Consider the following 18,919-nt stretch of genomic DNA (forward strand, 5'->3'; position numbering starts at 1 on the left):
AGGATGTCAGTTCAACTTTTCGCAGGATAATAAGCCAGAAAAATAACCAGAAAGCTCGACTAACTAAATGCTCAAGCGCATTAGTTGAATGATATACGACATTCGAATCAGATTAATTTTTCCACGAAAAATTAATTCACTAAAACGAATAAGGAGGAACAACAAATGAATCAGACGTACATCGAATTTAATCAAGAAACGCAGGTATTCCACTTACGCAATAATGAAATCTCTTACATCTCGCAGATCGAAGAGAACGGGGTCTTTAATCACCTATACTTTGGCAAAACCATCCAGCAGTACAATGGAAACAAAAAGTATTTACGTCGAGACCGTGGATTTTCCGGCAATGTCCCGGGCAACGCTGAAAGGGCTTACTCGAAGGATACATTACCACAAGAGTACTCTAGTCATGGATCGATGGATTATCGTTTGCCCGCTTCGATCATTCGCCGTGAAAATGGTTCGAATCTGCATGATTTACGTTATCATGACTATCGCATCGAAGCAGGAAAGCCAGACCTTGAAGGCTTGCCGCACTCTTATGTATTAAATGAAGACGAAGCAACGACCTTGACCGTAGTTCTAAAAGATCGAGATCAGGAAATCTATCTGGAGTTAGCCTATACGATTTATCACGAGCGTCCGGTTATTACCCGATCAGTAAAGGTTCTGAATCAAACGAATGAAACCGTTATAGTAGAAAAAATCGCTTCGATGCAAATGGACCTAACCAATAGCGGTGTTTATGACGAGGTGATCTCTTTACCAGGTGCTCATTTACGAGAACGCCAAATCAATCGCGACAAGATCCATTCCGGTATTCAAAGCTTTGAAAGCCGACGCGGCGCATCAAGCCATCACATGAACAGCTTCATCGCCTTAGTCAATCATGATACAAATGAAATGAGCGGTCCGGTGATCGGCATGCATTTAGTTTATTCTGGCAATCATGCCTTTGAATTGGAAAAGGATCAAATCGATCAAGTCCGTGTGTTGGCTGGGATCAATGATTACAATTTCTCTTGGGAGCTTTCTTCCAATGAAGCCTTCCAAACCCCAGAAGTCATCTTGACTTATTCAGATCAAGGCTTGAACGGTATGAGCGGTAGTCTTCATCATTTATTACGAGAAAGAGTGGCTCGCGGCGAGCATCAATTCAAGGAGCGGCCAGTCTTAGTAAACAATTGGGAAGCGACCTACTTTGATTTTGACAGTAAAAAAATCGAACAGATTGTGGATGAAGCTACTGATCTTGGGATCGAAATGTTCGTCCTAGACGATGGCTGGTTCGGTCATCGCAATTCAGATAATTCTTCCTTAGGTGATTGGTTCGAATATGAGGGCAAATTGAAGGATGGCTTAAAAGGGATCGCAGATTATGTTCACGACAAAGGTCTGCAATTCGGCGTTTGGTTCGAACCCGAAATGATCTCGGTCGATTCTAAACTTTATGAAGAGCATCCAGATTACTTGATGCAGGAGCCGAACCGCACACCATCTTCTTCCCGCGATCAGCATCTACTGGATATGGGTCGCAAGGAAGTGCGGAAAAATATTGAAGAACAGATTTGCATGATTTTAGACGAGGTGTCGATCGATTACATCAAATGGGATATGAACCGCAGCTTATCAGACGTTTACTCCATCGAGCTTTCAGCGAAAAATCAAGGAGAAACCGCTCATCGCCACATTCTCGGAGTCTATGAGTTAATGGAAAACTTGTTGGCACGTTATCCGAAAATTCTTTGGGAAGGCTGTTCTGGCGGCGGTGGACGTTTTGATGCCGGCTTCCTGTACTATATGCCGCAATCTTGGCCGACGGATAACACCGATGCAGTGGAACGCTTGAAAATTCAATACGGTACGAGCTTAGCCTATCCAATTTCTTCCATGACTGCCCACGTTTCGGCGGTGCCAAATCATCAAACTGGACGAATCACGTCATTGAAAACTAGAGGAGATGTCGCTATGAGCGGAGTCTTCGGCTATGAACTGGATTTGACGGAAATGTCAGAAGAAGAGAAAATGATTGTAAAGGAACAAGTTCAACAATATCAAGAGATTCGTCCATTGGTTCAATTTGGAGAATTCTACCGTTTAAATAGTCCCTTTGAAGGAAATTTGACCGCTTGGATGTTTGTTTCAGATGATAAAGCAGAAGCCTTAGTCATGATGGCTCGTACGTTGGCATCCGCTCAGCCTGTTTTCCATGAAGTCTTTTTGACCGGATTAGACGAAAATGCCTGTTATCAAGATCAAGTAACCAATCAACAATATTTTGGTGACGAATTGATGAATCTTGGGGTAAACGTCCCAGATTTCTATGGTGATTTTCAAACAACCTTGCTGCATTTGAAGAAAGTTTAGGGGGAACAGAAAATGATTAATAAAAACAGTATCATGACTCGTTTGTCTATCTTATCTATCTCACTTTTGTTGACGAGTGCCTTGTCGATCAATGGGGCACTACCTCAAATGCGTGCAGCTCTTGGCATGACAACAACACAAGTGGAATTAGTCGCAACGTTACCGGCTTTAGCCGTTGTGGTTTTCGTCGTTCTCTCTAGCTTTATCGCAGAAAAAATCGGCACTAAGCGAACGGTGCAATTGGGATTACTACTAGTTGGCTTCGGTGGAGGACTAGCGCCATTGTTTCTGAATAGTTACATCCCAATCTTGATCAGTCGTTTCATTCTAGGTGCTGGTTTTGGTCTATTCAATTCACTTGCTGTCTCCATCATCAACTTGTTATTCCGAGACGAACCAGAAGAACGTGCTTCCTTACTCGGTTATCGTGGAGCAGCTGAAAACATCGGAAATGCCGGGTTGACCTTATTAGCAGGGGCCTTACTGGCATTCGGCTGGAGATTCTCCTTCAGTGTCTACTTGATCGCTTTTCCAATCTTGATCTTGTTTACTATCTTCGTACCGGAAATCAAAGAGGTCAAAAAGGAAAAGACCAGTGAAAAAGGCGAGTTAAAAGCTTCAGTTTATTTGTTAGCGTTTTTCGCCTTATTCTTAGTGATGACTTTCGTAGCGATCGGTGTTCGCTTTCCAACGATGGTGACTGATATCAAAGGAGCGAATTACAATGCGTCAAACTTTTTAGCAGTCATGCCGATCATCGGGATCGTCACCGGATCATTATTCGGCTTTGTGAATCGTTTGTTAGGGGATAAATGTCTGTACCTAGGACTTGCTTTGTTAGCCTTATCAACCTTTCTGATTGCGAGTTCAGAAAATAATTTTGCTTTGCTGCTGATTGGTTATTTCATCAGCGGGATTCCCGGCAGCTTGATTTTCCCATTCATTTATAATTCATTGAATCTCTATGCATCACCCGCCAAAATGACCGCAGCAACCTCGATCATCCTGATCGGCTGCAATCTCGGCAACTTTATCGCGCCATTTGGTTTAAGTACGCTGCAATTCGTTTCGGGAACTTCCGATCTTTTCGCACCATTCAAATTATTGAGTATACTATTGATCATGATTTTAGTCGGAATCTTTTTCCACAAAAAACGTCCCATACAACGCAAGGTCTTAAATGGAGGGAAAAATCTTGATTAATCCAAGCATGAAGGAACAAATGGATTCAGGGGAAATCTATTACGAAACCGACGAACTAAAAGAAGAGCAGGCCTACTATCGCGATTTGCTTTTCCAATTCAACCAGACCTTACCAAGTAAAACACAAGAAAAAGTGGTCATCTTACAAGAACTGCTGGGAAGTTTTGAAGAAGGTGCGTATATTGAACAACCATTTCATGCGAATTGGGGAAAGAATACGTATTTCGGCAAGAATGTTTATGCAAATTTTGGTTTATCGCTAGTGGATGATACTAGAATCGAGATCCATGACGAGGGAATGATTGGCCCAAATGTGACCATTTGCGCCGGGACTCATCACTTGTCGCCTGAACTGCGGTTAAAAAAAGCCCAGTACAATTTACCTGTCGTAATTGAAAAAAATGTTTGGATCGGTGCAGGCACCATTGTTCTACCTGGTGTAACGATTGGCGAAAACTCTGTGATCGGAGCAGGGAGCATTGTAACGAAAGATATTCCTAAGAATGTGCTGGCTTATGGAGTACCTTGTAACGTAATTCACTCTATTGATAAAAAAGGAGATTAAAAAAGGAAGCAAAACTGGTTTGAAGACTAGAGTATCAACCAGTTTTGCTTCCTTGTATTTACGTCCAAAGATCATCGATCACAGAACGTTTTTCTTTTTTTACAATATGCGTATAAATCTCTGTTGCGGATGTTCCGCGTTGACCGAGAATCTCACTAACAGTCTTCAAATTTTTTGTTTTTCTAAAGGCCATCGTGCCAACACTGTGGCGCAACTTATGAGGCGTCGTTCGTTTGCCAAAAGCAGTGGAGTATTTATCGATCATTTTCTCGATCGAACCGCCTTCCATTCGTTTAGCGACATTCTTATGCTTAGTCAAAAAAAGCGCCGGTACAGAATCATCTGCGTTGTAAAGCATTTTTCGCTGATCGACATATTCCTGGATGTAGTCGATGAAAATCGGGGAGATCATCGCATGATCCAGTGTGTCACCTTTACGCTGAACCTGTACGTATAATCCTTCATAATTGAGATCACTGACATTTGTATTGACCAGTTCCGATAAACGAATGCCCGAACCTAAAAATAAGGCGAGAATAGCGGTATCTCTAATCCGATTTTTTTCATAGGCAGTTTTTGCTTGGCGAGTGGTCAACTGCTTTCCATAGCCTTCATAGACAAATTCCACAAAATCAATCGCATCAGAATCTAGATAGAGCATTTTCTCGATTTTATCTTTTCGAACCGTATCTGAAGCATCCACACCGCCATTTTCAATATTGACCATAATATTTCTTCTCAGCATTGGACGAATGACATATTCACCCAACTGTTCGTCAAATTCCTCGATTTCCTCATTTGATAAATATTTAAAAAGGGAACGAAGGGCAGTGATACTCCGTTGAACCGTAACCTTTAATCGATGAGTATTTCTTTCACTCAAAGGGGATTGAGTCACCTCATTTTCGGCTTTTCCTTCAAAGGTTCGTTTTGGCGATTGATTTAAAAAGGACTTATATAAAACGATTTTATCTTTATTTAGTCTTTCAAAATCTTCCAATCGAACCGCTGAAATAGCATCTACTTGAACGATCTGTTCAGAAGTAAGCCAGGAGAGGAATCGTCGATATTCTTTGGCATATTCGTACAACGTATTGATTGAACGGGGAATCGCTTCTAAATACAATAAATAGTTCTGAATGAAATCCGGTAGTTTTTCGAATTCCTTTTCATAGCGTTCCTTGAGTAGTTCACGACTCATTTCGATTCAGTCCTTTCATTTTATAGTAGGAGAGGGTGAAACCTCTAACTCTATCATAATAGGTATATACCAATTTGTCAACTATAAAATAACATTAAATAATTTTTATGGAGTAGGAGAGAGCAGCATGAAAATTTATAGCATTACTGAAAAATGGTTCTTTCTATAAAACATAAAAAGTGTTATCACAGGGATTAAATAACGTATCTAAAAACATAGAAGGAGAGATTCATAAAAAAATTAAATCGATTTTTTATGAATGAATGATCATTCATCGTTCACTTCAGATTTTGATTGCTTCATATTAATGCGTCGCAATAATCATCTTAAATCATTAATATGAAAGCATTTGTATCGAGTTACAATGAATGCCAAATTCAATCTAAAATCCTCAAAAATGATCGTTTAAAGCATAAAACGACTTTAGCGGATAAAAGCTTAGAAAACGATCATTACTGATGAATTCATTCCTTTTAATCCTATTCATTGATCCAAAAATCATGCTTTCGGGAAAATAGATATTGTTACGAAAACATAATTTCTTATCTGACAGCTCTTCAGCAATCAATGGCTTGAACGATCTCTGGCTTAGACTTACTTAAGTTTCGATGCTTGAAAAAGCTTGCTGCTGTTAGTTTTGACTGGTTTAAACGGTCGTTTGTGGTATCTTATAGGTCTTTTTAGCTTAAAATGACTGTCAATCGACGTCTAACGATCACTTGATTATAGATACATTCACACAACATGTTTTCTGAGCTCATTTTGAATCACTTGCTTAAGCCTTGTGCATAACCCGGATATTTTTGCTGAGTTCTTTTAATCGTTTATCAACTGCAACCGACACAAAAAATTCTTTGAAACCATTCTGATAAAACTTTTTTATTAAAAAAATCCATCAAAATGATGCTAAAAGCTGCTATAACGAAATTCTTGGTTTAACAGTCTCAAGCTTTTTCTCTCTTTTATGGTTTGAGAAAAACTAACATTATTCTCAAACCATAATAAGATCTCTATTCATTCTTATGCGAAAAATTGACGTGAAAAAGCTTTTCAAACAGTTGCTCCTTATCCTGGAACAAACTCATTCGAAAAGCTCTTATAAAATGTTTAGACTTAAAGACGCTATCCAAAGAAACGAATCCGTCTCTGTTTAGATGTTCAAGATTTATTCTAATCGAATTTTTCTAATTTAATCCGATTAGTGTACATTAGAACCAAATTATCTATTTATTTTCTGTATCCTGTGAGTACTATCCATCAGATCACTTTCTGCATCTACTGTGTAGTAACTTCCAAACTCCAAATCCTGATCGTCGAAAGAACCAACCTGGATTGCTGGAATGTCATTCTCTCTTAGTACAATGGATAAATGACACAAAATGGAGCCACTCTCGAACACAAATGCGATGTTGTTTCGATTATTTGAATGTATCAAGTGCAATAGTCCGATACTTGTTTTTTTACACGCGAAAATGAGTTTCTCTTCGTGATTCCCATCATTCTCGTTAAAATGATCATGGAAATGAAGATCAAATGATTCCTCATCACTTACATCTACATAGACTAACTTCCCTGTTAGTTTTCCATGGGATAAAATGCCTTGAGAGATATCTTTAGAGGTTAGCTCTGGAAATGGTTCAGTATTTTTCACAAGGTCAATCAAGTATGGTTTTGTTGCGCGGTCACCCGCTAATAATCCGAATTCTATTAAGGCATCTTGTTCTTCTAAAAATGGAATAAATGTTTCTAGAATACTTTGGATTTCTTGTGTTGATAGAAAGTTTCGCTGGCTACCAGTATCCGTGTGTCTAATCACCGCTCCTTCAGAAATTTCATACCACTCCGTTTGAAGTACTTCCTTTTTTGAAAGAATTTCAGCATTTCGTGAAACGAGATAATTCGAAGATGGAATGGTTCCCTTAGTAAAGAAGTGTCCCTTTATGATTTCGATCATATAATAATCGCCCTCTTTTTTTACGACACCGGTGAACGTTGGCGAATAAATTTCTTGAATGATAATTGATGAAATCCAATAGTCCTTTCTCGTCATTTCAACAAAGTCTGTGATACATTCATGGATATCTTTATACTTTGGAAAGGATTTTACCCTGCTGTATTGGCTATCGAGTGAAGCTAAAGCGAGTTTTTCAGTGTCTCCGATAAAGGATCGAATCACCTTTTCTGACACTAACCCCGGATAAATGACAACCGCGCTATAGCCCTGACAGAATGAACTTCTAGGGATATTATTGAGATCAGGAATTTTTTCATTGGAGTCATTGCTGATGATTACTTGAGCATCCGAGATAGGCGTCTTCTTTTTCTGTGCTTCAAGTCTAATAGCAACCTTATCACTTTTTAAAAGCTGTTTAGGAATCTGTGCCAAATTTACCTTGTCTACAGAAGCTGTCATCGCCTTGATTTTTGTGATCGAGGTCAACGGTCTACATTGAATGTAGGAAAACGTCCCCTTTCGAATTGTCCACTCAACATCGAGCGGATAGCCCAAGCGATGCTCTAGCCTTTTTACCTTCCGACACAATTCAAACAATTTTTGCTCTCCAAAAGGAATCCCTTGCTTATGAGACAAAGCCATCTCTTCTTCGTGAAAACTGATTAAGACCTCTATCCCCTCTTCATCTCCTGAAACCAATTTGTCGCCGCAGCCATCCGTGAAGCTGACGATGCTTTCATTTTTTGAAAAGGTTAGTGGATTTGAAGAAAAAATAACGCCAGAATAATCGGCATGAATAAACTCCTGAATTACCACGCCCATTTTATTATGTTGCTGATCAACAAGGTTTTCTTGGCTTAGAATCACTTTTTTGATTCCAGAAAGTACCTCTTCAAAACGCATCAGCCCAAGGATGGTCTCATAATGCCCGGCTAGACTGTCAGTCACGCCATCTTCATTTAACGCAGAGGAACGGATCGCAATATCGTACAGCCCCTCTGGATTTTTAAACTCTTCTAAATCATTCAAAAGCTTTTGTTGAAACGCTTGATTGTCTATTTCAGCAGGATCATCCGTCGCCTCTATAAAAATGCTGTCGGGAACAGCAAACTCGTTCGAAAATAATTTCTTTAAACCATTGGCTTTTCCGCCAAACTGATAAGTAGCCGAAACATCCTTCAAAGAACAAATTTTTAGCATCACTATTCCTCCTCGGAAAGACGAATAATTCTTTTGTCTATCTCGTGGCTTCTAATGAACTGATAAACACTTTTTGGAACTAGTGCTTCCCAAGGCTCTCCATGAACAATCTTTGATCGAACTTCCGAGCCGCTAGTTACTTTTTGTTCATTTTTCCGTTCCCACATGACTTCAATATCACAGCCAAGCGCAGTCAAAATTTCATATTTTTCTTGACTCCACTCATCGTAAAGAGTCATCAAATACTTGCCATTTTTAGGCACATAATTAAATAATTTCTCAGGTACATTGATCGGAAACGGAACAATGTCAAATTTTTCTCTTGGGATAGAACAATCCAGCATTGCTAATTTGATCATTTCAAATCGCTCGTAATAAGTCATTGGATTTGAACGACTTAATGATCGATGAGGATTCGCTGCCGTGTATTTTGTATCGTTACGGTCAGGGCTCGTGATTCCTATTAATAGATACTCACATCGCTTCATCCCCTCTAGAAGATACTCTAAATGGCCATTGTGTAATAATTGAAATCTTCCGTGAATAATCCCTAATTTATTTTCCATATTTTTCTCCAATGATTATTTTTTTAATAAAGTCGAATACTAGAAATACCCGACTGTTAAAGTTTCCTTCGACAGTTTTTCTTTATGATACCACTTCAAGCTTTAATAAGGGTTCTAAAATGTTATTCTTTTTTTAAATACAGCGAACCAATTGTCAAGTATTTGTCAAATCTGATTCTTTAGTACTTTTGCCCATGTTAGTAATTTCTCCCTCATGTTAAAATAACTAAAAAGGACATAAAAGTAAGGAGGGTTTACTTTGCGAGTATTAATTATTGATGATGACCCGATATTATGTAAGCTTTTACAAAGTGTTTTTGAAAAACAAAACTGGCAAACGAAAGTCGCGTTAGATGGTATAAAAGCATTGGATCTTATGAAAAGTACCCCCTTCGACTTACTATTACTTGATTTAAATTTACCTTTAAAAAGCGGCGATCGAATTCTTGTGGAGCTTCGTGAATTCTCGAATATTCCTGTTATTATTATTTCTGCGAAAGAATTGGTTACCACTAAGATTGATTTATTAAAAATCGGTGCAGATGATTATATTACTAAACCTTTTGATATTGATGAAGTGTTAGCCCGCGCAGAAGCAGTTGTGCGGCGAAATGCAAAATACATTTCTGAATCTCAGCAATTTAAGAACTTGACTTTAAATACTGAGGAACGAACTGTTTTGGTGAAGCAACAGGAGATTCTTCTTACCGCCAAAGAGTTCAGTATTCTGAAATTATTAATGGAAAATCCGAAAAAGATTTTCTCTAAAAGAAATATTTTTGAGAGTGTTTGGAAGGAACCCTATCATGACGATGGACACACCATTAATGTTCATGTGAGCTCCCTGCGTATGAAGTTAGCAGAAGCAGACCAAGAGAATGACTATATTGAAACCGTTTGGGGCGTTGGTTATCGTTTGAAAAAGCGCGATTAGATAAGGAGTACGCATGACATATACAATTCTTAAAATTCAAAATTTAACCAAACTATTTGGAAATCAACGTGTGCTTAAAAATATTACTATCTCTTTGGAGAAAGGCAGGATTTATGGTCTTATTGGGTTAAATGGTGCGGGAAAAACGACACTAATAAATATTATATGCGGCGTTGACAAATGTGACAGCGGATCTATAAAGCTTTTTGGAAAATCAGAATCTAACTTGTTAAGTCATGAGCGCCAAAGAATTGGTGTGGTCTTCAGCCCACCGGCCTTGTATGCAAACCTAACAGTTTACGAAAATCTAGAGATGACTCGCATTTCGCGTGGAATTCCAAATAAAGAAATTATCGCTCAGTTGCTTAAGACTGTTGGACTGGAAAACCACTCTAATAAGAAAGCTCAGGCACTTTCTTTAGGACTGAAGCAACGCTTGGGAATTGCCAATGCTCTATTTGGCAGCCCTGCTCTCTTAGTTTTAGATGAGCCCTATATTGGACTTGATCCAGTCAGCATTATTGAAACACGTAAAGCTTTAGCGAAAATAAATCGTGAAAACAATAATACGATGTTGATAAGTAGTAATATTTTGGATGAATTAGATCAATTAGCAACTGATTATTTGATCATCCATGAAGGTCAAATAATTGAACAAATCTCACGAAGAGCTTTATCTGATAAATGCCGTCGCCATTTATCTCTGAAAGTTGACGATCTTCCAGCGGCTCTCACCTGTTTAGAAAAGAAATTACAAACCACGAATTATCAAGTTCAACCTGACGACTCATTGTTTTTATATGATTTTGTAGATGACTTGAACACTGTCTTTAAATGCTTGGATGATAATCACATAAAAATTCTGAGCGTTGACACAATAGAAGGAAAATTAGAAAGCTATTTTCTACAGTTAGTTAGAGGGATGTCACTATGACAAATCTAGTAAAAATTGAAATTCGACGATTACTCAGTCTGCGGGTATTACCTTTTTCTGTTCTTTTAGCCTGCTATTTTTCATACGTACTCTTAGATAAATTGTTTCACTCTGAAAAAAACGTGGAGCCTTTATTATCCTCTGGTCAATTAGCCTTGCAGGCTGATTTTCGGTTAAATTATACGATTTACGGTGTAATCATTTTGGGGGCGTTCTTTTTGGGAACAGATTTCACTCAGCGAACCCTCCATCAGCAAATCGCCAATGGCCATTCACGAAAACACTTAGTAGTATCAAAATCGCTCGTTTTTACAGGTGCTGGCTCCATTCTCTTATTATTGACTCCTTTACTAACAATGACCGTGGTTACGCTAATCAACGGTTGGGGGGCGACACCTTCTTATAAGGAACTCTTGTATGTACTTCGCGTATATTGTCTGGCCTTTTTATTAAATGCTTCTTTACTAAACGTGGTTGTCTTGATAAGTTTCATTTTTCAAGATATCGGGAGAACCTTGATTTTTTCAACTATTTTTGCTTTTCTTTCTATTCAAATCGCAATTATAGTTACAGATTCTTTCCCTGTTTTTGATGCAATCTACCGATATTTCCCTACACAGCAGCTTCAGATTATCGTTCAGCGAAGTACGACACTAAAGGACATAATGCTTGCGATGCTCTCTTCTGTAATTCTTTGGACTATGACAAATTTATGCGCGATTTACGTTTTTGAGAAAGTTGATCTGACGAAAGGAAGGAGCTGAAATAGTGGGTTTAGTTGCCTTTATACTTATGGTAGTCTGCTTGATAGTCAGTTATCGTCTTATATCCATTCGGAAAAAAATTCTTAGCATTGAACAACAACTGAACAACCAGACTTTTGATTTTCCCCAATTGATTACGATTGACCTAAACGATGCAGCGATCAATTCATTGGTTCAGTCAATCAATAAAAAAATACTAGCAGATTCGAATAATAAAACAGCTCTATTACAAGCCGAGCAAGAGTTAAAGGAAACCATCTCAAATGTTTCTCATGATTTGAGAACACCACTGACTGCTATTATTGGCTATACTCAGCTTCTGGAAAAAAGTAATTTGACGGCTGAACAGTTTGAGTATGTACACACAATTATTGACAAGAACCTCTATTTGAAAAAATTAATTCATTCTTTTTTTGAACTCTCCTATTATGAATCAAAAAATGCAGATGTTTCACTCGATGAAATAAATGCAAGTGCCGTTTTGTTAGAAGTCATCTTAAACGAAACCGCAGCGTTTGAGGAAAAGGGCATACGATTAGAATTAGACATTCCTGAAAATATCTACCTAATAGCGGATGAAAAATTATTCACTCGAATCATTCAAAATCTACTCACCAATGTTTTGATTCACGGCCAGCATTTACTCAAAATACAAATATCTCAAGATGAAGAAACCATGTTAACAATTGGAAATAAATTTGACTCGAGAGTTGTTTTAGAACCAACTAAACTATTTGATCGGTTCTATGTTGGCAAAAATGAAAGAAACAGTAATGGAAACGGACTTGGCTTAGCGATTGTAAAACTATTGACAGAGAAAAATAATGGAACAGCAGATGCAAGGGTAACTAATGACTTTTTTGAGATTCGTTTACACTTTCCTCATAAATTCAATAGTGAAAAGGAAGCTACCCAATAAATGCAGGGTATTTTAGATTGAACAATAGCTCATTACGCTAAAAGAAGATCGATTCTCAACTAACATCTAAGAATCGATCTTCTTTTATTCAATTATTTTCTTAAGGATTGAATCAGAGCCACTGGATTGACAACATATTTCATTTCAAAAGTTTTTCCTTCATTATCTACAGTTAAAGAACTAGAACTTGCAATTAATTTTTCTAAAAATACTTCTGGAGTGACCTCTGGATTCACTTGACAGCTAAGAGCATAAAGTCCGGCGATATATGGAACCACCCAACTTAATCCCGCGGAATAATCATACTCATAACTAGTTTCTCCATACGTTCCTGCCCGTGTCCTACAATCCATCGGAAAGAAGACACAATCTTTGTACTTGTTTGCCTCGGCTTTTGCCCAAGAGCCTACAGAATAAGATGCGAGATCGTCTGGATCATTCATCGGCTCTCGATTCATTCCCATAATTCCTACACCATATTCATCCTTCATTGAAGCTGTTACAACTAGGATGCCACTCTTTTTTGCTTTTTCAAAGGAGCGTTTAAAAACATCATAGCCTTTGTCCTCCTTGTTAAAACTACGAGAAATCGAAATAACTCGAATTCGCTCTTTTTCAGGTAATGTTTCGTTTAGTTCTAAAAAGCGATCAATTGCTTTAGCGTAATGTATATAATTTATCCCAGATGTGCCAGAAGCCTCTTGCTTATTTTTTGTTTTTAGATTTGTCGCTAAATTATCCGATAAGGCTGAAGCAATAAAATACAAATTTGCCTCTGGTGCAACACCTACATTTTTGCCAACAGCTAATGAGGATACTGCCGCTCCGTGCATCTCTGCAGTTTTAGAAAGGACGTTGATCTCTTCATAATGTTTCAAGCGATCCTTGTATTCTTTATGTTCTGTATACAAAGTTTGGTCAATAATCCCCACTGAAATATTCTTACCTGTAATTTTTTGTTGATGAAGTTCTCTTAAGTTTAATCCAGGATTTTTTCCATTCTCCATAAAAATATCTGGATCAAAACCATTTGGTAATTCATCAGGCCATTGTGTTTGATCGCTAAAACTTGCATGTTGAAGTTCAGTTAGTTTGTCTCTTAGGTTCAGTTGGGATAAATCTTTAGATCGTAAGTCAATCGAAAAAGATTGTTCCTTTGGATTATACTTTTTGAGGGTTTTCACTGTTTCCTTTTCAATTTGGTTCTCAGTAACTCTTCGCGCAATTCCTATTTCAGTTCCTTTTGTTTGGCTATTTGTTGGTTGGATAAAGACAATATAAATGATAAGCAGCACAACGGTTCCAACGATCATTCCCGCAAGTGTTAGTAGTGTTTTTTTGACTACGCCCATCTCTATCACCTCTTTCTTTTTCTATCATAAGTGTATAAACTCTTACTAAAAAAAGAATCAGGTGAAGATCAAGAAAGTCTCAATTATACTTTTAATCCGTTTCTATCTGACATAGAAATAGAAACAAGCCAATTAGCACTTCTTTTGAACAATGAACAATTTAGCAGGACATACTAGGAGATGTTCCGACCATTACTTAATCGTCTTTTTTAATTGAATCAATTCAACCGCTGTCTGCAAACTAGCTTCATCTTTAATTGGAACCAAAACAGCATTCAATTTTCCTGTTTTATCAATCTCTGCGCCGCTGGCTTCAAGCTTGCTGAAGAGTTCATGGGCTACCAGCTGAGGCCAAATTCTATCAGCAAAAAATACACTCACCTTAATACCCGTCTCCCAAACAGAGATCCAACCAAGATTTTTCTTTTTGAAGAGAATTTTACTTAACCAGTTATTCCCATCCTTATAATAGTTCCAATCCTCTTGATAGGAATGCTTATGGATTTCGTCTAAAAGCTGTTGGTAAAGTTTCAGGTCTTCTGAAGATAGATGCTTTGCTAAATTTTCTATCGTTGGAAATTCTGATTGGTCTTTTAAAATGGGTTTCATCTAAAGCGCCTCCTTTTTCCTCAGTTTATCAAGCAAAACTTGTAATCGGATGTCAAGTTTTGTATTTATTCCTTAGTTTTTCAATGTACTTCTGCATTTTCTCACGAAAAGCCGGAGGTTCAAGCACTTCCAAATGATCACCGAAGGAAAGTAAGTAATAAATCGTTGTCTCATCATCTGGAAGCGTCACAACAGCAATCAAGCTGTCATTCTGAGTTTGCTGAACATCCCTAAATTCCTCCTGAACACGGTAGGCTGCAGCGTGATCGAACAGCAGTGTCAGTTCAACCTGCTTTTCTGGAGCTGCTGGTTTTTCTAAGAAGATCTTTTTTGGTGTTTCTCGGCTGAAGGATTCAGATAAAATCTGTACATCCCGCATGCGGGCAATTTTGAATAACCGATAATCGGCTCTAAGATGGCAAAAGGCATAAAGGTACCATGCCTTATTACGAAAAACCAGTTTCAAGGGATCTAACCTTCGCGCTGTGAACTGCTCTTTCGTACTTAGATAATTAATTTGTATAACCTTTCTTGAAAAAATCGCCTGTTGTAATTGATCGAATCGTTCATTTCGTAATCCGGTCCAATCAGAAAAATCGATCTCTAACCAATCAAGCGTTTCTTTTTTAAACATGGTGCTGAGTTTTGAAACAAGAGAACTGTCCAACGTTCCATTTGCGAGATTCAAGTTTTGAAGTGCGATCAAAATGTGCTTTTGCTCTTCATCAGAAAATACAGCTTTATCTAGGACATAATTGTCTTGGATAAAGATGCCGCCACCTTTTCCACGAACGGCGTAAACTGGGATACCGGCAGCACTTAACGCATCAATGTCACGATAAATTGTTCGCGTTGATACTTCAAATTTTTCAGCCAATTCTGGCGCTGTTGCTGAGCCATTTTCCAATAAAATAAAAAGAATTTGCAATAACCTGCTTTCAATCATTTGCGGCCCTCCCCTCATTATTCAGGATAGCATGAGAAGCTAGACTGGGAAAGTGGGGCTGAAACGAAAAGCTGAGCCGAAAATCATATAGACTTTCGGTTCAGCTTCTTTTCACGAATAAACAGCGACTCTGCTAAATTTCAATTTCTCGCATTTTCTCTGTAACCTTTACCATGCGTGCCTCCAAGTTTTTCGCTTCATCTGGAGTAAATTGGACTTCACTAACGATTTGGCCGTCACTCATAAACAACACCCGCTGTGTTTGTGCCGCGACTTTTGCATCATGAGTCACTAGACAAATGGCTGTTCCCTGCTGATTGATCTCTGTTAGGATATCCATGATTTCTTGGGCTGACTTGGAATTTAGCGCCCCTGTTGGTTCATCGCCAAAAATCACCTGCGGATCACCCATAAGTGCGCGGCAAATCCCGGCCCGCTGCAATTGACCACCAGAAACTTGAGTGATATCGCGCTGCTCTAATCCGGCGATCCCCATCTTCTGCATCAATTCCTGTCCTTTTGCCATCAAGGCTTTGGCTTGCTTTTCATTGCCTTTTTGAGCTGGCAAAACAATATTATCTAAAACATTTAAGTTTTTCAGTAACGTCGGCTGCTGAAAGACAAAGCCCATTTGCTTACGTCGCAGATCGGCCAGAGCATTTTCTGAAAGACTAGATAATTCCTTGCCATCAAATTGAACGGTTCCTCCATCGATGTTATCCATTCCACTTAAGGCGAACATCAAAGTGGTTTTTCCTGAACCAGAAGGGCCCATAATGGAAACAAATTCTTCTGCTCCAATTTCAACCGAGACTTCTCGCAAAACCTTTTCTTGTCCAAAAGATTTTTCAATATTTGTACCAACAATCATTTTTTTCATCGTCATCATTCCTTTATATTGTCGCTGATTTTTATTTTTTGTAGTGAACTCGTAGCTATTGTGGTTGCCAGTAAAGTAACCAGCAGCATTCCTAGTGGACAAAGTACAAAGCTGACTAGTGGATTGATTGAAAAGCGGAAGGTAGTCACGCCCATCATAGACATCGCAGCACTGGCAACTTGTCCTCCTAAAGTACTTGCCAGAATCGTTCCAATGATCGTTCCTAATACAACAATAACCAGTGAACGCATAAAGTACTGTTGACGAATATCACGACTGGTAAAGCCCAATGCCTGTAGCAACGCGATTTCATGACGATCTTTAGCCAGCAGCATTTTGACAAATAATAAAACAATCAACATGGTGATCACAAGCGCGACGATCACAGCTACTTTCGCTGCAGTCGCTACGGTTTTGATTGTAGAGCCAAATGTTTGATTCATATAATGCTTGATATCTGAAACCTTAGCGTAGGTAAATTTCGACCGATACGCCTTGACCTTTTGACTTGGCGAAACGTCCTTTTTCACATTGGCACTGATCGTGCACCACATAGTTCCGGCTTTTTGATCAGAAAAAACTGCCTTTGCGGTTTTTCCACCGTTAGTGACATCGGAGTAAATACCACAAACCTTTAATTTACGATCTCCTGCTGAAGTACGAATAGTCACTGTACTGTTGAGGGGCTTTTCCAGATCATCTGATAATGCACTGGACAAGGCAATCTCATTGGATTTGTTCGGTGCTTTCCCCTCAGCATATTCCACTGGGAAAACAGTATGGTCTCCAAGCTCGATTTTCAGCTGATCTTCTGCCTTTCCTTTTTTAATCAAGGAAAAGGCTTTAGTAGTCAAGGCTGCAGATTTCGTGATCTGTTTGTCTTGAGCAAGACTTTCCATAATGTCAGCGGTTTTTTCAGGTATACGCTCCGTTTGTTGAATATCAATCCGTAAATCTGACTTACCAATCCCCATATAGCGGGAAAAGCTTTGAGATGAGACCGTGCTATAGAGATTTTGCGGCATGATTAAAATAAAGGACGACAGCAACAGAACCATAAACAAGGTCACATAGATTTTTTTTCGGGACAACACATCTTTGATTCCAAGCAAACCATTCACGTTTGGAAAAGAACGACCAGCAATTTTTAGTCCCTTGCCGCCACGAACCTTGTCCTGTGAAACACCAAAACGAATGGCGGAGGCTGCAGAAATTTTTCGAAAACGTCGCAGCACAAGATTTACATATAACAAGACACCGAAGAATATCAGGACAGTTCCTAACAGCCCAACAATTAATGACAATCCTTGATTGCCGCTCTCTCCCATGTAAAGCTGAATATTTTTCAATAAAATTCCGCGAAAAGCAAAGGATAAAAGAAAACCCAACAAGCAGCCGACAAGGACTAAGGCTGCATATTTAGCCAAGTACAGACGTTTGACATCAGAATTTCTTAGCCCAATAGCCTTTAATACGCCAATTTCAGGGTAATCATCTTCAATTTTTGATAAAAGTGTAAAACGAATACACAGAAAGGCTACCGCTAACATCAATAGACTAACCAGTAAAATGATTGCGATCATTATCCCATCAGATAAGGCGTTGATCATTCTAAAAAGCGTATCCGTTAGCGCTGGACCATTGGCAGGAAGATCGGCCGCAAGATAGGCTGATTCCAACTCACTGATCTTATTCGTATCCTTTACTCGGTATTCGATCAAGTATTCAACATTACCGAAATTTTCCAACGTTTGATAATCGTCTTTGTGAACAATGAAGCGTTTTGATGATGAAAGTGAGGCATTCATCTGTGAATCACGCAGAAATCCTGCCACCTTCATTTTATGTCCGCGAACTTCTAGTGAATCCCCTTTTTTTGCAATTCCATCCCGTTCATAAATGATCGGCAAGTAAACTTCTCCGACTTTTGGCTGAATAATTTGATCCTTCGTGTCCAATAGATAGTCAAATCTTTCACTCTGAACAGAAAAGCCATTGTCTTGTACACTGTCCGTCAGCGGCTCACCAGCGATCAACAAGTCGCTATTGTCAACGTTAAGAAAATCAAGCACCTGCCAGTCGTCCAAATTTCGCTGTGATTCGGCGAAATCAGTCAATTTCTCCCGATCAATCGCTCCTGAGTGCATCTGCAAGAAATGTGGTGTTTTGGCCCGTTCCATCATCCCGTCGATCGAACCTGCCAGATTTATCATTAGAATCGCTGCCAAAGAAACCAGCATTGCCGTGATCGCGATAAAAATCGTTGTTGCGGCCGTAACTAGTTTGCTTCTTTTTATATCGTTTGTAATTAACCTACTGTACATAAAACCCATTCCTCCTTCATTTTTTCCCTTCTTTTAGTCAAACATACCCTCCATTTCTTTCGCTAACAGCCCTTCCTCGACCCCTAATAAGCGTTCCATAAAATAGAAAAAGCTAGCGACTCGATCCGTTTTCGATCGGGCACTATCTGCTACTAATTCACGCTCATCAAATACCGTGCTCGCATAGATTAAAAGCAA

Annotated in this window: 15 protein-coding genes; 7 read left to right on the top strand and 8 right to left on the bottom strand. The window is 38.8% G+C overall.

Annotation, left to right across the window (positions count from 1 at the left end):
• The first annotated feature begins 165 nt into the window (after positions 1–165).
• From IGI44_RS23220 to IGI44_RS23230, 3 genes are read left to right on the top strand one after another with little or no spacing between them, the layout of a single operon-like run.
• Complete coding sequence (locus IGI44_RS23220) at positions 166–2,370, top strand: alpha-galactosidase (RefSeq protein WP_438790274.1); 2,205 nt, start codon at positions 166–168, stop codon at positions 2,368–2,370.
• A 12-nt stretch (positions 2,371–2,382) separates the two neighbouring features.
• A complete protein-coding gene (locus tag IGI44_RS23225; protein WP_438790275.1) occupies positions 2,383–3,573 on the top strand; it encodes an MFS transporter in 1,191 nt (396 codons plus the stop codon).
• A 7-nt stretch (positions 3,574–3,580) separates the two neighbouring features.
• Entirely contained in the window at positions 3,581–4,138 is a 558-nt protein-coding gene (locus IGI44_RS23230) for a sugar O-acetyltransferase (RefSeq protein WP_438790318.1), read from the top strand.
• Between the two features lie 58 nt (positions 4,139–4,196).
• Here the strand turns inward: IGI44_RS23230 and xerS are convergent, their stop codons facing one another.
• The 3 genes from xerS to IGI44_RS23245 all read right to left on the bottom strand — a co-directional run bounded on the left by xerS (position 4,197) and on the right by IGI44_RS23245 (position 9,059).
• Positions 4,197–5,339: a tyrosine recombinase XerS gene (gene xerS / locus IGI44_RS23235; RefSeq protein WP_438790276.1), complete on the bottom strand. Its 1,143-nt coding sequence runs from the start codon at positions 5,337–5,339 to the stop codon at positions 4,197–4,199.
• A gap of 1,219 nt (positions 5,340–6,558) precedes the next feature.
• Positions 6,559–8,493, bottom strand: a complete 1,935-nt coding sequence (locus tag IGI44_RS23240; protein WP_438790277.1) for a PEP/pyruvate-binding domain-containing protein — start codon at positions 8,491–8,493, stop codon at positions 6,559–6,561.
• Between the two features lie 2 nt (positions 8,494–8,495).
• A complete protein-coding gene (locus IGI44_RS23245; protein ID WP_438790278.1) occupies positions 8,496–9,059 on the bottom strand; it encodes an adenylyltransferase/cytidyltransferase family protein in 564 nt (187 codons plus the stop codon).
• Between the two features lie 259 nt (positions 9,060–9,318).
• Here IGI44_RS23245 and IGI44_RS23250 point away from each other — a divergent pair, with 259 nt between their 5' ends.
• From IGI44_RS23250 to IGI44_RS23265, 4 genes are read left to right on the top strand one after another with little or no spacing between them, the layout of a single operon-like run.
• A complete protein-coding gene (locus IGI44_RS23250; RefSeq protein ID WP_438790279.1) occupies positions 9,319–9,993 on the top strand; it encodes a response regulator transcription factor in 675 nt (224 codons plus the stop codon).
• A 13-nt stretch (positions 9,994–10,006) separates the two neighbouring features.
• Complete coding sequence (locus IGI44_RS23255) at positions 10,007–10,927, top strand: ABC transporter ATP-binding protein (protein WP_438790280.1); 921 nt, start codon at positions 10,007–10,009, stop codon at positions 10,925–10,927.
• Positions 10,924–11,691 (top strand): hypothetical protein, encoded by a 768-nt coding sequence (locus IGI44_RS23260; protein ID WP_438790281.1) that lies wholly within the window; start codon positions 10,924–10,926, stop codon positions 11,689–11,691. The genes IGI44_RS23255 and IGI44_RS23260 overlap by 4 nt, the downstream gene beginning before the upstream one ends.
• 4 nt (positions 11,692–11,695) lie before the next feature.
• A complete protein-coding gene (locus tag IGI44_RS23265; protein WP_438790282.1) occupies positions 11,696–12,610 on the top strand; it encodes a sensor histidine kinase in 915 nt (304 codons plus the stop codon).
• Between the two features lie 92 nt (positions 12,611–12,702).
• Here the strand turns inward: IGI44_RS23265 and IGI44_RS23270 are convergent, their stop codons facing one another.
• The 5 genes from IGI44_RS23270 to IGI44_RS23290 all read right to left on the bottom strand — a co-directional run bounded on the left by IGI44_RS23270 (position 12,703) and on the right by IGI44_RS23290 (position 18,721).
• The gene (locus IGI44_RS23270) at positions 12,703–13,962 is read right to left on the bottom strand and encodes a S8 family serine peptidase (RefSeq protein ID WP_438790283.1); all 1,260 of its coding nucleotides are present in this window, start codon (positions 13,960–13,962) and stop codon (positions 12,703–12,705) included.
• Between the two features lie 192 nt (positions 13,963–14,154).
• Entirely contained in the window at positions 14,155–14,571 is a 417-nt protein-coding gene (locus IGI44_RS23275) for a DUF3788 family protein (protein ID WP_438790284.1), read from the bottom strand.
• Between the two features lie 52 nt (positions 14,572–14,623).
• On the bottom strand, positions 14,624–15,517 hold the full coding sequence (locus tag IGI44_RS23280) for a helix-turn-helix transcriptional regulator (RefSeq protein WP_438790285.1): 894 nt from the start codon (positions 15,515–15,517) through the stop codon (positions 14,624–14,626).
• 133 nt (positions 15,518–15,650) lie between these two features.
• Positions 15,651–16,397 carry an ABC transporter ATP-binding protein gene (locus tag IGI44_RS23285; RefSeq protein WP_438790286.1) on the bottom strand — a complete coding sequence of 249 codons (747 nt, stop codon included), beginning with the start codon at positions 16,395–16,397 and terminating at the stop codon, positions 15,651–15,653.
• 5 nt (positions 16,398–16,402) lie between these two features.
• On the bottom strand, positions 16,403–18,721 hold the full coding sequence (locus IGI44_RS23290; protein ID WP_438790287.1) for an ABC transporter permease: 2,319 nt from the start codon (positions 18,719–18,721) through the stop codon (positions 16,403–16,405).
• Between the last annotated feature and the right edge of the window lie 198 nt (positions 18,722–18,919).

The sequence above is a fragment of the Enterococcus sp. DIV0756 genome (assembly GCF_051710745.1).
Taxonomy (GTDB): domain Bacteria; phylum Bacillota; class Bacilli; order Lactobacillales; family Enterococcaceae; genus Enterococcus_A.